The organism is Pseudomonas silesiensis (assembly GCF_001661075.1).
GTDB classification, from domain to species: Bacteria; Pseudomonadota; Gammaproteobacteria; order Pseudomonadales; family Pseudomonadaceae; genus Aquipseudomonas; species Aquipseudomonas silesiensis.
Genome location: NZ_CP014870.1, coordinates 5,237,613 through 5,249,640 on the forward strand (window position 1 = coordinate 5,237,613; position 12,028 = coordinate 5,249,640).

The 12,028-nt window shown below is 58.3% G+C and carries 14 protein-coding genes; 5 read left to right on the top strand and 9 right to left on the bottom strand.

The window, feature by feature from the left end; genetic code table 11:
- Positions 1 to 76 precede the first annotated feature (76 nt).
- Together PMA3_RS23285 and PMA3_RS23290 are read right to left on the bottom strand one after the other, a co-directional pair.
- On the bottom strand, positions 77 to 298 hold the full coding sequence (locus PMA3_RS23285) for an FmdB family zinc ribbon protein (RefSeq protein ID WP_010457489.1): 222 nt from the start codon (positions 296 to 298) through the stop codon (positions 77 to 79).
- A 136-nt stretch (positions 299 to 434) separates the two neighbouring features.
- Positions 435 to 776, bottom strand: a complete 342-nt coding sequence (locus PMA3_RS23290) for a ribbon-helix-helix domain-containing protein (protein WP_064679391.1) — start codon at positions 774 to 776, stop codon at positions 435 to 437.
- Positions 777 to 1,309: 533 nt separating this feature from the next.
- On the opposite strand from PMA3_RS23290, the gene PMA3_RS33455 reads away from it, so the two are divergent.
- Positions 1,310 to 1,912, top strand: a complete 603-nt coding sequence (locus PMA3_RS33455) for a cold-shock protein (protein ID WP_064679392.1) — start codon at positions 1,310 to 1,312, stop codon at positions 1,910 to 1,912.
- A gap of 75 nt (positions 1,913 to 1,987) precedes the next feature.
- On the opposite strand, the gene PMA3_RS23300 is transcribed toward PMA3_RS33455, so the two are convergent.
- The 3 genes from PMA3_RS23300 to PMA3_RS32715 form a co-directional block, all read right to left on the bottom strand.
- A complete protein-coding gene (locus PMA3_RS23300) occupies positions 1,988 to 2,194 on the bottom strand; it encodes a SlyX family protein (RefSeq protein WP_064679393.1) in 207 nt (68 codons plus the stop codon).
- A gap of 3 nt (positions 2,195 to 2,197) precedes the next feature.
- The gene (locus PMA3_RS23305; RefSeq protein WP_064679394.1) at positions 2,198 to 2,623 is read right to left on the bottom strand and encodes an HIT family protein; all 426 of its coding nucleotides are present in this window, start codon (positions 2,621 to 2,623) and stop codon (positions 2,198 to 2,200) included.
- Between the two features lie 471 nt (positions 2,624 to 3,094).
- A complete protein-coding gene (locus tag PMA3_RS32715) occupies positions 3,095 to 3,262 on the bottom strand; it encodes a hypothetical protein (protein ID WP_161491156.1) in 168 nt (55 codons plus the stop codon).
- A gap of 260 nt (positions 3,263 to 3,522) precedes the next feature.
- Between PMA3_RS32715 and PMA3_RS23310 the strand changes: the two genes are divergently transcribed.
- Complete coding sequence (locus PMA3_RS23310) at positions 3,523 to 4,851, top strand: OprD family porin (RefSeq protein WP_064679395.1); 1,329 nt, start codon at positions 3,523 to 3,525, stop codon at positions 4,849 to 4,851.
- Positions 4,852 to 4,989: 138 nt separating this feature from the next.
- Here the strand turns inward: PMA3_RS23310 and PMA3_RS23315 are convergent, their stop codons facing one another.
- Both PMA3_RS23315 and PMA3_RS23320 read right to left on the bottom strand, forming a co-directional pair.
- Positions 4,990 to 5,832: a mechanosensitive ion channel family protein gene (locus tag PMA3_RS23315; RefSeq protein WP_064679396.1), complete on the bottom strand. Its 843-nt coding sequence runs from the start codon at positions 5,830 to 5,832 to the stop codon at positions 4,990 to 4,992.
- A gap of 132 nt (positions 5,833 to 5,964) precedes the next feature.
- Positions 5,965 to 6,450 (bottom strand): YajQ family cyclic di-GMP-binding protein, encoded by a 486-nt coding sequence (locus PMA3_RS23320; protein ID WP_007933288.1) that lies wholly within the window; start codon positions 6,448 to 6,450, stop codon positions 5,965 to 5,967.
- Positions 6,451 to 6,591: 141 nt separating this feature from the next.
- Here PMA3_RS23320 and PMA3_RS23325 point away from each other — a divergent pair, with 141 nt between their 5' ends.
- From PMA3_RS23325 to PMA3_RS23335, 3 genes are read left to right on the top strand one after another with little or no spacing between them, the layout of a single operon-like run.
- Positions 6,592 to 7,509 (top strand): putative 2-dehydropantoate 2-reductase, encoded by a 918-nt coding sequence (locus tag PMA3_RS23325; RefSeq protein WP_064679397.1) that lies wholly within the window; start codon positions 6,592 to 6,594, stop codon positions 7,507 to 7,509.
- Between the two features lie 45 nt (positions 7,510 to 7,554).
- Positions 7,555 to 9,591 (top strand): sensor histidine kinase, encoded by a 2,037-nt coding sequence (locus PMA3_RS23330; RefSeq protein ID WP_064680790.1) that lies wholly within the window; start codon positions 7,555 to 7,557, stop codon positions 9,589 to 9,591.
- Between the two features lie 2 nt (positions 9,592 to 9,593).
- Positions 9,594 to 10,187 carry a cob(I)yrinic acid a,c-diamide adenosyltransferase gene (locus PMA3_RS23335; RefSeq protein WP_064679398.1) on the top strand — a complete coding sequence of 198 codons (594 nt, stop codon included), beginning with the start codon at positions 9,594 to 9,596 and terminating at the stop codon, positions 10,185 to 10,187.
- Positions 10,188 to 10,303: 116 nt separating this feature from the next.
- Here the strand turns inward: PMA3_RS23335 and PMA3_RS23340 are convergent, their stop codons facing one another.
- The gene (locus PMA3_RS23340; protein ID WP_064679399.1) at positions 10,304 to 11,248 is read right to left on the bottom strand and encodes a Nudix family hydrolase; all 945 of its coding nucleotides are present in this window, start codon (positions 11,246 to 11,248) and stop codon (positions 10,304 to 10,306) included.
- A complete protein-coding gene (locus tag PMA3_RS23345; RefSeq protein WP_064679400.1) occupies positions 11,245 to 11,877 on the bottom strand; it encodes a glutathione S-transferase family protein in 633 nt (210 codons plus the stop codon). The genes PMA3_RS23340 and PMA3_RS23345 overlap by 4 nt, the downstream gene beginning before the upstream one ends.
- Between the last annotated feature and the right edge of the window lie 151 nt (positions 11,878 to 12,028).

Below are 12,028 nucleotides of genomic sequence, written 5' to 3' on the forward strand. Positions count from 1 at the left end.
GCTCATATCCGCCCTTGTGAAAGGTGCCAGAGGGTGCAAGAGCTCACGCGTAGTCGTTCAACTCAGGTCTTGAACCCTAGTCAGCTTTGTCGCCGCCGGCCAGGTTCTTCTTCGAACCGGTCTTGAAATCGGTTTCGTACCAGCCGGTGCCGCTGAGGCGGAAGCCCGGCATGGACAGCATCTTCTTGAGCTCTGGCGCCTGGCAGGCAGGGCAGTCGACCAGCGGTGCTGCGCTGATCTTTTGAATGGCTTCCAACTGATGACCACAGGAAGCACATTGATAGTCGTACATCGGCATGGGGGTTGTCTCGGCGATCAGATTGCTACCGCACACGCTGGGTTTTGCGGCAAAGAGCGGGATTATATCCATTAAATGCAGCCTGTGCAGCCGTAAGACTGCACAGATCGACACTCGACGCGTTCCACCGCCACCGTCAGGCCGTAACCGGGCAATTCCCCTCCTTCAAGCTGTGTACCACACAGACAACCCGCACCAGCGCGCTGAAATTCTTCACCCCGCCGTGCCGCAAATGCACTTGACGGTCCACGTGAGACAGCAGCGCACTGACCGAACAGCGATTGACCTTGGCCATTTCGCCTAAAATATCCCAATAAACCTGTTCAAGCCGCAAACAGGTCGCAAAACCATTCAAACGCACTGACCGGGATAATGGCTGGGCCAGCCCCATGTCAAACTCGCTGACAAACGGATCGATCCTTATATCCTTGGATGGAGGACCATCCCTTACCTCGCTTTGCCTGCCTTCATTAACCATACCGTTGACACTCCTTTGCCATGCCGGGTTTTTTTAAGAGCCCTGTTGCGATTCTTATAAAAACGCAGGTGCAAAGTTATCTCCAGATGACTTTATGACCATCGACGTAGGATAAGCCAACAGATGAAGACAGATCATGGAGTTTGTCTTGGTCAGAACCTTTTCCCACACAACCTGGTGCCGAATCATTCAAGCGCGAACGACACCTGCCCGATATCGATTGCCATGCGAGCCCCTATAAGGTGGTGAAATCCATCCGACAGCTGCAGCATCACGCTCAAGCCCGTCGCCACGCCGCAGCCCTGGATGTCCCGGCGATCTGCGACAAATCGTCCCCGATCGACCACCGGACTCCTTGATTTGAGTAGCCTGCAGCTTTGCTGTTAAATAGGCAGTGTGTCGTCGGCCTCTATTTTTCCGGGTGCTGCGCATAGGCTGATAGCGGGTACGTGTCCAACGCCTCTTATTGTTCTGAAGCGAACCGTGCTTCGTCAGCTCTTCCTTGTGATCCGTCTTAACGTGAGTTAATCAAAATGTTGAAAATCGTCCACCTGCTAATGGGCGCAGCGGCCCTGCTGCTGTCCTTCATCCCTAGCCTGCAACCCGAAGCTGTTCCTTACCTGCAACAACCCGATGCGCTGTACCTGGCCTTTTTCGGCCTGCTCAACCTCACCCTCGCACCTGTCATTCCTTACTGGAACAAAGGTGCGCGTCATCAGTTGCAAAACCTGGTCAGCGCCCTGTTGGTGCTGGCTGTCGTCTTGCAAACCCTGACGCTGATCGCGAAGATGCCTGTCATCGCCGGTCAACCTGCCGTTCTGTTCAGCCTGATCGCTGCCCTGATCGCCGTTCTTCTGCACCTGGCCATCAGCTTTTACAAATCGTCACCGGCCGCCGCGACGCCAAGCTATGACATGAGCAACCGCGATACGGGTACCGTCAAGTGGTTCAACACTTCCAAAGGCTTCGGCTTTATCTCCCGTGACTCCGGCGATGATATTTTCGTGCATTTCCGGGCTATTCGGGGTGAAGGCCATCGTGTCCTGGTCGAAGGCCAGCGCGTTGAGTTTTCTGTCATGAATCGTGACAAGGGCCTGCAAGCCGAAGATGTGATCGCCGCTTTGCCGCGACGCTGATCCAAGGCTGAAAAAAACCGCGAACAGCCAGGCTGTTCGCGGTTTTTTATTGCGCACCCATTGGGCCCCGCGGGTTCAATAGTGCGGTGGTGGCGCTTCTTCTTCGAAGGATTCGAACTGGCCGACCATTTCCTCCTGGCGCTTGAGCAACGCCTCCATCTGCAATTGCAGGCGCTCAACAACCCGCTGCTGTGCCGCCAGCACATCATTCAATGCCTGGATGGTGTCATCCTGAAACGCCATTTGGCTCTCCAGATCGGTAACGCGTGCTTCCAGGCTCATGATTCAGCCCTCCAAAAACGTGAAATCATCGGTTAAAACCAGACGCAGCCGTTCACGTATCACCGCGATCTGCTCTGCACTGTAAGGCAACGCCGGGTGCTTGCCCCAGACTGGAGCTGGCCACGCGGCGTCCTCACGCTTGCGCACGATCACATGCATGTGCAGCTGACTGACGACGTTACCCAGGGCCGCGACGTTCAATTTGTCCGCGTCGAACGAGTCCTTGAGCGTTTCCGCCAGCGCAGTCGTTTCCTGCCACAGCTGCTGTTGATCTGCGACATCCAACTGAAATATCTCGCTGATATCCTCGCGGCGTGGCACCAGGATGAACCAGGGATAGTTCGAATCGTTGGACAACAGCAGCCGGCAGAGAGGGAAATCCCCGATCGGTAGCGTGTCTTGTTGAAGTCGTGGATCTAAAGCGAACATCGCGCGCACTCCCGCCTGGTCATTCATTTTCAGCTTAGCGCCCGCCCCGTGAGACGGCGCACCAAGCGACAGGACGGCAGCATACCTGCGATCGGCGCGGGCTTCACGCCGAACCCCGCCAAGCGAGCCAGAACATGAACAAGAGACCCATCTTGGAACATTTTTCATCGAGCCGCACCAACACAGAACCAGCTTGAATGAAAAAACGCCGAAATGACTGATTAACAAGAATGTGTTCAAATTTTCCCGAGGGCGGCACTGTGTGAAATCAGTACAGCTAGAAGATTTTTTGCACCAAAACCGCACAGTGCGTCTACGCTGAGTGCGACGGGCATCCGCCGTTTACTCAACGGCGGGGTGAACCGGTAACGTTTTTGGTTTCACGCAGTCGGCCAGGGTGACGCAACACCATGCGTACCATGGCGTCAAGGCCTCACAAAACAGGCTTGAACCCCAGGTTTCATGAGGTTTTTATTGCGACAGGCTGGTTTTCAGAAAAAAACCGCAACAGATTTCTGATTTGTGCACGCTTGTTGCATTCACACCCACATCGCCTCTGAAGCGTCCGCTGGAAGCGGAAGCCTTCAAGGCACATAAAAACAGTGGCAGGGTTGCCCGATGGAGATTCAAACGTTTCACCAGGGACTCTTTTTACCGATACTCAAGCCCGGAAAAACGACGCTGAAGTTGTCATTCCACTTGCGTCGGGGCTGTAAATTTGCGACATCTACCAAGCCATTTGCGACAGGGCCGTAAAGAAGCTGAAAGGTGGGGTACGCAAGTATCGCCAACATGGTCGGCGTGATATAAGTTTGCGCCGACACAAAAAGAAAGAGCCGCCCAGATAATAAAACAGGTGGGACGGCAGTACTCTTCTAAAACCAAAGGAGCAAATCACGATGCGCGTGATGAAGTGGAGCATGATCGCACTGGCAGTTGCAGCAGCAGCCAGTACTCAATTGGCAACAGCCGCACCTTTCGTAGGCGACCAGGCCGAAGCCAAAGGTTTTGTTGAAGACGCAAAATTCGACTTGCTGCTTCGCAACTACTATTTCAACCGTAACAAGAAAGATGGCGCAGTCGACGATAAAGACTGGACCCAGGGTTTCCACGGTGTATTCAGCTCCGGTTACACCCAAGGCCCAGTAGGTTTTGGCGTTGACGCCTTCGGTTACCTGTCGGTCAAACTGGACGGTACCGACGAGCACTCCGGTTCGGGCAACCTGAGCACTAACGCTGCTGGCGAAAACAATGACAGCCAGGGCAAGGCAGGCGGCGCAGTCAAGGCTCGCATTTCCAAAACCGAACTGAAATTCGGTGAAATGCAGCCGAGCACCGCACCAGTATTCGCTGTTGGCGGCTCCCGTATCCTTCCGCAAACTGCTACCGGTTTCCAACTGCAGAGCAGCGAAATCAAAGACCTTGACCTCGAAGCCGGTCACTTCTACTCGGCAAGCAGCCAGGACAAAAACTCCAGCAAAGGTGGCTTGTACGCCAACTACGCAGGCGTTGAAGCCAACAATATCGATTATTTCGGCGGCAAGTACGGCATCACTGAAAACCTGAGCGCATCGCTGTACGGCGCCCAGCTGCAAGACATCTGGGACCAGTACTACGCCAACCTGAACTACACCATCCCGATGGGTGAAGATCAGTCGATCAACCTGGACGGTAACATCTACCGCACTGACGATTCCGGCGACGCTGAAGCGGGCGACATCAGCAACACCACGTTCTCGCTGGCAGCCGCTTACTCCTTCCTGAAAGCGCACACCCTCACCGTCGGCTTCCAGAAAGTCAACGGCGACACTCCGTTCGACTACATCGGCGTGGGCAAGAACAACCGCGGCGGCGACTCGATCTTCCTCGCCAACTCCATCCAGTACTCCGACTTCAACGGTCCGAACGAAAAATCTGCACAAGTTCGTTATGACCTGAAAATGGCCGAGTACGGCGTTCCGGGCCTGAGCTTCATGACCCGCTACGTGAAAGGCTGGGATATCGACGGCTCCAGCACTTCGACCAACAGCGCCTACGCGGGTCTGTATGGTGAAGATGGCAAGCACCACGAAACCAACTTTGAAGCCAAATACGTAGTGCAGACTGGCCCGGCCAAAGATCTGTCCTTCCGTATCCGTCAAGCATGGCACCGCGCCAACACTGACCAGGGCGAAGGCGATATCGACGAGTTCCGTCTGATCGTCGACTACCCGATTTCGGTCTTGTAATCGAAAGCAGTTAGTTTGCGCTAATAAAAAGGCCCATCTTCGGATGGGCCTTTTTTATTGCCACTGCAGTGTGCTTAACGAACCGGGTTCTCGTGTACACCCCTGACCGAAGGGTCAAACATGAACTGAACCGTTCATTTACGCCGTTGCGGAGTCCTGAACGACTCGAATAACCCGCTGTGGAAACGGAATATCGATCCCCGCTGTTTTCAGACGATCACGGGATTGTTCATTGAACATGAACATCACACTCCAATAATCGGCAGTTTTCACCCATACGCGCAGGGAAACAGTGATCGAACTGTCGCCCAAGGTGGAAATGACGGCTTCCGGAGCAGGCTCGGTCAATACACGCGGGTCCTTCGCCAGTTCCAACAGTACTTCACGGGCTTTCTGCAAGTCCGCTTCGTAATCCACACCCACATCAAACACAACCTTGCGGGTCGGCTGACGGTTAGTGTTGGTGATGATGCCGTTCGACAGATTGCCGTTAGGGACGATAATGGTTTTGTTATCGCCGGTGCGCAGCACGGTATGGAAAATCTGGATGCTGTCGACGGTGCCGGCCACACCCTGGGCCTCGATCCAGTCGCCAATGCGGAACGGACGGAACAACAGAATCAGCACGCCGCCGGCGAAGTTCGCCAGGCTGCCCTGCAACGCCAGGCCGATGGCCAGACCGGCCGCACCGATGGCGGCAACGAACGAGGTAGTTTCCACACCGATCATCGAGGCCACGCTGACAATCAGCAGCACCTTGAGAATGATGTTCGCCAGGCTGCTGATGAAGCCTTGCAGCGCCAGGTCGGCGTTACGCAGCGCCAGCAGTCCGCCGAGCTTTTGCGTCACCTTGTTGATCAGCCACCAGCCGATGGCCAGGGTGATGATCGCCAGCAGCACACGACTGCCATATTCCATGATCATCGGAATCCAGGCTTGGGATGCCTTGACCAGATTGTCCACTTCAGCATTCAAATCCATCTTCTTTCTCCTGATTCCCGGCTACCCGGCACGCGAAAAATGAGCGGCAGAAAAGACGCGCCCGATGCGGGCTCACCGTTTCTGCCATCGGGCCTCGGACGCCGAAAACGCCGATAGGTTCCCGCTTGAAAGTCAGTCGCGGAAGTTGTTGAACTGCAGCGGCATGTCGAAAGTTTTAGCGCGCAAGGCGGCAATGGCTTCTTGCAGGTCGTCACGCTTCTTGCCGGTGATGCGCACCTGCTCGCCCTGAATCGCAGCCTGGACCTTGAGCTTGGCGTCCTTGACGTGAGCGACAATCTTCTTTGCCAGCTCTTTGTCGATGCCTTCCTTGAGGACCGCTTCCTGCTTCATCAGCTTGCCGGAGGCATAGGCATCCTTGACTTCAAGGCACTGCACGTCGATTTTGCGCTTGACCAGGGCCAGTTTGAGGATCTCAATCATCGCTTCAAGCTGGAAATCGGCCTCAGCGGTCAGGTTGACCGTCAGCTCCTTTTCCTTGAACTCGAAGCTGCCTTTGCCTTTCAGGTCATAACGACGATCGAGTTCCTTGACGGCGTTCTCGACCGCGTTGGTGACTTCGTGTTTGTCCAGTTCGGATACCACGTCGAACGACGGCATGTAATCTCTCCAATAAAAGGGCGCGCTTGATCACGATGGAGCACGCCTGGCTTGCGGTTAAAATCCGCGCTGATTATAACGGGTCTTTCCCATCATTCACTGCGAGCGTCCCATGCACGCCTTAAACAGAGCAAAAAGCTGATGCCCACCACCTGGCATGTTCTGGGCGCCGGCAGCCTCGGCACCTTATGGGCTACCCGCCTGGCGCGAGCCGAAGTACCGGTTCGGCTGATTGTGCGCGACGCCGCGCGCCTGCAGGCCTATGGAGTGGCAGGCGGATTGACCCTGGTCGAGCACGGTGAATCCCAATGCTACCCCGTACCCGCCGAGACGCCCGACAGCGGCGAGCCGATCAATCGACTGCTGGTGGCCTGCAAAGCCTACGACGCCGAGCAGGCCGTGGCCCGAGTGGCGCCGCGCCTGGCCCCTGGCGCAGAGCTGATTCTGTTGCAGAATGGTCTTGGCAGTCAGGATGCCGTGGCGGCACAGGTGCCGCAGGCACGTTGCATTTGCGCTTCGAGCACCGAAGGTGCCTTTCGCGATGGCGACTGGCGCGTGATATTCGCCGGACATGGTTACACCTGGCTGGGGGACGCCGGACATCCGGTGGCACCGATCTGGCTGGACGATCTGGACGCCGCGGGCATTCCCCACCAATGGAGCACTGACATTCTGACCAGGCTGTGGCGAAAACTGGCGCTCAACTGTGCGATCAATCCGTTGACCGTGCTGCACGATTGTCGCAACGGCGGTCTGCAGGACCATCATTGCGAAGTCGCCACCCTCTGCGGCGAACTGACGGAACTGCTCGAGCGTTGCGGACAACCGGCAGCCGCCGAGGACCTGCAATCGGAAGTCGAGCGGGTGATCCACGCCACTGCCGCCAATTATTCGTCGATGTACCAGGACGTCAACCACCGCCGTCGGACCGAAATCAGCTACCTGCTGGGTCACGCCTGCAAAGTGGCTTCCCGGCATCAGTTGAACCTGCCGCACCTCAATCAACTTCAGCAACGGTTGAGGACCCATCTGCATAGCCTTGGATTGCCCAGCGACTGAGCAGCGGCTACGCTGGCCACTTGTTCCTGATCAGCGATGAACCTGATGCCATTGCGCCAGCGCCTCGAAAACCTTCCCGTCGGCCAGAAATTGCTGGCCGCCCTGCTGGTGCTGTTGACCACAGTCCTGCTGGTCGCCAACCTGACGTTTATCAGCGCCGCGTACTACATTTCCCAGGAAAGCATGGCCCCCCAGGCCTTGCAGACCATCGGCCGCCTGGTGTCCAACCCGAGCCTGGTGTCCGACGCCCTGAAGTCGCCGCAAAGCGCCGAACGCCTGCTCAACGAACTCAACAGCTATTCCCCCCTGCGCGCAGCGGCCCTTTATGACGGCAAGGGCGAGCGACTGGCGCAGCTGCAGCATGGTGAAAATCTGAAGCTGCCAGAGCGCTACCGGCACATCGAATCCTGGCAGGCCACCGAGTTTCGCAGCAATCAAGTGATCACCCTGCCCCGCCCGGGCACTGCGCCAGGGCACCTGCTGCTGGTGGCCAGCAGCGAATTGCCGATGGCGTTCTACACCGGCACCCTGACCGCCAGCCTCGGGATCCTGATCTTCAGTGTGCTCTTGTGGCTGGTGATTGCCCGGCAGATCAAACGGTTGATCACCCGGCCGATCCATCAACTCGAAGAATTGTCCCGGCAAGTGACCCGGGAGGAGAACTACGCCCTGCGCGCCTCTCGCGGCAACCATGATGAAATCGGTAGCCTTGCCGAGGCGTTCAACACCATGCTCTCGCGCATCGAGGCCAGGGAACAGCAACTCAAACGGGCTCGGGACGATTCCCAGGCCGCGTACGACCAGGCCCAGGGCCTGGCCGAAGAAACCCGTCATACCAATCGCAAGCTGGAACTGGAAGTCCAGGTGCGCAGCAAGATCGAAAAGAAGCTCACCGGATTCCAGAACTACCTCAACAGCATTATCGACTCCATGCCCTCGGCATTGATTGCTCTCGATGAACAACTCTATGTCACCCAGTGGAATCAGGAGGCCAGCGCCCTGTCCGGCACGCGCCTGGACGAGGCCTTGAACCAGCCGATCTTCCTCGCCTTCGAACCGCTCAAGCCGTTTTTGCCACAGCTCAAGCTAACCGTCGAACAGCATACGGTGGCCAAGATCGAGCGCGTGACCTGGTTCAAGGACGAAGAACCCAGGCACTACGCCCTGACGTTCTATCCGCTGATGGGCGGCGCCGGGCGTGGCGTGGTGATCCGGATCGACGACATCACCCAGCGCCTGTCCCTGGAAGAAATGATGGTGCAGTCGGAAAAAATGCTGTCGGTTGGCGGTCTCGCCGCCGGCATGGCCCACGAGATCAACAACCCGTTGGGGGCGATCCTGCACAACGTGCAAAACATTCGTCGACGCCTGTCCCCCGACCTGCCGAAAAACCTTGAACAGGCCGAGCAAATCGGCGTTCAACTGGAAACGGTCAACCGGTACCTGCAAGCGCGGGAAGTGCCGCAGTTGCTCGATGGCATTCAACAGGCGGGGGCCCGGGCGGCGAAGATCGTTACCCACATGCTCAGCTTCAGCCGCCGCAGCACCCGGCAGATGGCGCCGTGCGACCTGCCGGCGTTGATCGATCAAGCGGTGGAAATTGCCGGAAACGACTTCGACCTGGCGATCGGTTTCGATTTCAAGGGCCAGGCGATCATCCGCCAGTTCGATCCGCAACTCGGCCCGGTACCCGGCACCGCCAACGAACTGGAGCAAGTGTTGCTCAACCTGTTGAAAAACGCCGCCCAAGCGATTCACCAACGCGAAGACGACCGGGAACCGGGGCGGATCATTTTGCGCACCCGGCTGAATCCTCCCTGGGCGGAAATCCAGGTCGAGGACAATGGCATCGGCATGAGCGAGAGCGTTCGCAAGCGTACCTTCGAGCCATTCTTTACCACCAAGGAAATCGGCCAGGGCACCGGCCTTGGCTTGTCGGTTTCATATTTCATCATCACCAATAACCACAAGGGCCAGATGGAAGTGCAATCGACCCTGGGCCAAGGCACCTGCTTTACCTTGCGCCTGCCCTTGGCGGGCACCCCGCTCGTCTCTCAAGAACTCAATCAGCTATCGAGGTAACCATGGGCTTTCGCTTGTCGAAGATTTACACCCGCACCGGCGACAAAGGCGAAACCGGACTGGGCGACGGTCGCCGCGTGCCCAAGGACCATCCGCGGATCGAGGCCATTGGCGAAGTCGATACGCTGAACAGTCAGGTCGGCGTGCTGTTGGCCGGGTTGGCGGCGGAAAGTGACGTATATCCTGGGTTGAACGAGGTCATCGAGGTCTTGGCGCCTTGCCAGCATCGCTTGTTCGACTTGGGTGGCGAACTGGCGATGCCGGTGTATCAGGCATTGAATCTGGCGGAGATCGAGCGGCTGGAAACGGCGATCGACCTGTGGAATGAAGAGCTCGGGCCGCTGGAGAACTTCATCTTGCCAGGTGGCTCGGCGTTGATAGCCCAGGCCCATGTCTGCCGCAGCCTGGCGCGCACGGCCGAGCGGCGGTGTCAGCAGTTGAATGCGGTCGAGCCGTTGGCCGGCGTCGGGCTGGCCTATATCAATCGGTTGTCGGATTTGTTGTTTGTGGTGGCGAGGTTGATTGCGAAGCGGCAGGGGGTGGCGGAAATCCTTTGGCAGCCCGCGGCGAAACCAGGGGGTTTAGTCGACGCCTGACAGGCCGCCATCGCGAGCAAGCTCGCTCCCACAGTGGATCGCATTTCTTCAGGAAGAACTCGGTCCACTGTGGGAGCGAGCTTGCTCGCGATGAGGCCGGCAGCCTCACAGCAGGATCAAGCCCCAGGCCAGAACGCCCGAATCCCCGCCACACCCTGCGCCCCGGCTTCCCAGGCTTTCTGTTGCTCCGCGGGGCCAACACCACCGAGCAAGAACACCGGCCTGCTGAAACCTTCGATCAACGCCGAGGCCTGTTCCCAACCCAACGGCAGTGCATCCGGATGGGTCATGGTCGGCTGCACCGGCGACAGGGTCACAAAGTCCACCCCCATCTGTTCGGCCAACGCCAGTTCTTCAGCGTCATGGCATGACGCCGCCAACCAGCGCGATGCCGGTAGCGGGCGGCCCGCCGCCGCGTACTTGCGCAGTTGCTTTGAGGTGATGTGCCAGCCGGCAGACGGAAAATCGCCCAGCCATTCGAACGGCCCCTTGATCATCAACTGCGCCTTGCCGGCACAGAGCCCTGCAGCATCTACCGCCAGATCGCGGTACTTCGGATCGTAGCCGTTGGGTGCCCGCAGCTGGATCAGCTTGATGCCGCTCGCAATGGCTTTCTGGATGCCCCGCAGCAGCGCCGGCGTTTCCAGGTTTTCAGGGGTGATCAGGTACTGCGCCGGAAGCCGTGCCGCGGCAACGATTGGCTGGTTGGCCGCCGGGAACTCGTAGTTCGGCAGGTCGCGGGGCGCTACCCATTCCAAGGGCTGGCCTTCGGCGCCGTGAGGCTCCCCGGAAAAGCCCGAGACTTCCCAGACATCCAGCAACACCTGCTTGTCGGGGTAATCGTGCCGCACCTTGATCAACGGGCGCGCCACGCTGACCACGATGCCCAACTCTTCATGGAGTTCGCGGGCCAGGGCAATTTCAACGGATTCGTCGTCCTCGACCTTGCCACCTGGAAACTCCCACAGCCCACCCTGATGCTGGGTATCGGCACGGCGGGCGATGAGGATCTTGCCGCTGCTATCGCGGATGACGGCGGCGGCTACGTGCACTCGCTTCACTGACCGACCTCCTCCAGACCTGCTTTCTGCCACGCCTTGAAGGCTGGCCATTGGTAGATCGTGTTGATGTAGGTTTCATCCGCGGGGGGCAGCTTCACCCGATAAGTGCGCAGGCGTACCGCGATCGGCGCAAAAAACGCGTCGGCCAGGGTCGCGCCGCCAAACAGGAATGGACCGGTTTCGGCCGCGACGGCGCGGCATTCGGCCCACAACGCCAGCATGCGTTCGATGTCTGCCTGCACGTCCACCGGCATCGGCGATAGCGGGGCGTCGTGGCTCAGGTCGAATGGCATATGGTTGCGCATGGCGAAGAACCCGGAATGCATCTGCGCACACGCCGAACGCGCCTGGGCGCGGGCGGCGGTGTCTTTGGGCCAGAGCCCGGCGTCGGGGAACTGTTCGGCCAGGTATTCGGCAATCGCCAGGGAATCGGCGATGGTGCCGTGCTCGGTTTTCAGCAGCGGCACTTTCGCGGTGGGCGAATGCTTGAGCAGGCGTTCACGGGTGTCTGGTTGGTTGAGCTTGATCAGTTCTTCGGTGTAGGGGGCGCCGGCCAGGTCGAGGGCCAAGGCGCCGCGCAGGGACCAGGAGGAATGCAGTTTGTCGCCGATGATCAGGTGGAGGCTCATGTTCGGGACCTTTTGATGAGGGGTACGGGCCAGAAACTTTGTGTCTGGTCGTCCGCCTTCGCGAGCAAGCCCGCTCCCACATTTTGACCGAGTTCCTCCAGAAGAAATGCGATCGAATGTGGGAACGGGCTTGCTCGCGAATGGAGCGACT

What these genes read in the sequence shown, in the direction of transcription:
- PMA3_RS23325 (WP_064679397.1), top strand. Translation starts at nt 6,592, where the DNA reads ATGCCCACCACCTGGCATGTTCTGGGCGCCGGCAGCCTCGGCACCTTA.
- PMA3_RS23285 (WP_010457489.1), bottom strand. Translation starts at nt 298, where the DNA reads ATGCCGATGTACGACTATCAATGTGCTTCCTGTGGTCATCAGTTGGAA.
- PMA3_RS23305 (WP_064679394.1), bottom strand. Translation starts at nt 2,623, where the DNA reads ATGTTCGCTTTAGATCCACGACTTCAACAAGACACGCTACCGATCGGG.
- PMA3_RS23290 (WP_064679391.1), bottom strand. Translation starts at nt 776, where the DNA reads ATGGTTAATGAAGGCAGGCAAAGCGAGGTAAGGGATGGTCCTCCATCC.
- PMA3_RS33455 (WP_064679392.1), top strand. Translation starts at nt 1,310, where the DNA reads ATGTTGAAAATCGTCCACCTGCTAATGGGCGCAGCGGCCCTGCTGCTG.
- PMA3_RS23330 (WP_064680790.1), top strand. Translation starts at nt 7,555, where the DNA reads ATGCCATTGCGCCAGCGCCTCGAAAACCTTCCCGTCGGCCAGAAATTG.
- PMA3_RS23335 (WP_064679398.1), top strand. Translation starts at nt 9,594, where the DNA reads ATGGGCTTTCGCTTGTCGAAGATTTACACCCGCACCGGCGACAAAGGC.
- PMA3_RS23345 (WP_064679400.1), bottom strand. Translation starts at nt 11,877, where the DNA reads ATGAGCCTCCACCTGATCATCGGCGACAAACTGCATTCCTCCTGGTCC.
- PMA3_RS23310 (WP_064679395.1), top strand. Translation starts at nt 3,523, where the DNA reads ATGCGCGTGATGAAGTGGAGCATGATCGCACTGGCAGTTGCAGCAGCA.
- PMA3_RS23300 (WP_064679393.1), bottom strand. Translation starts at nt 2,194, where the DNA reads ATGAGCCTGGAAGCACGCGTTACCGATCTGGAGAGCCAAATGGCGTTT.
- PMA3_RS23315 (WP_064679396.1), bottom strand. Translation starts at nt 5,832, where the DNA reads ATGGATTTGAATGCTGAAGTGGACAATCTGGTCAAGGCATCCCAAGCC.
- PMA3_RS23320 (WP_007933288.1), bottom strand. Translation starts at nt 6,450, where the DNA reads ATGCCGTCGTTCGACGTGGTATCCGAACTGGACAAACACGAAGTCACC.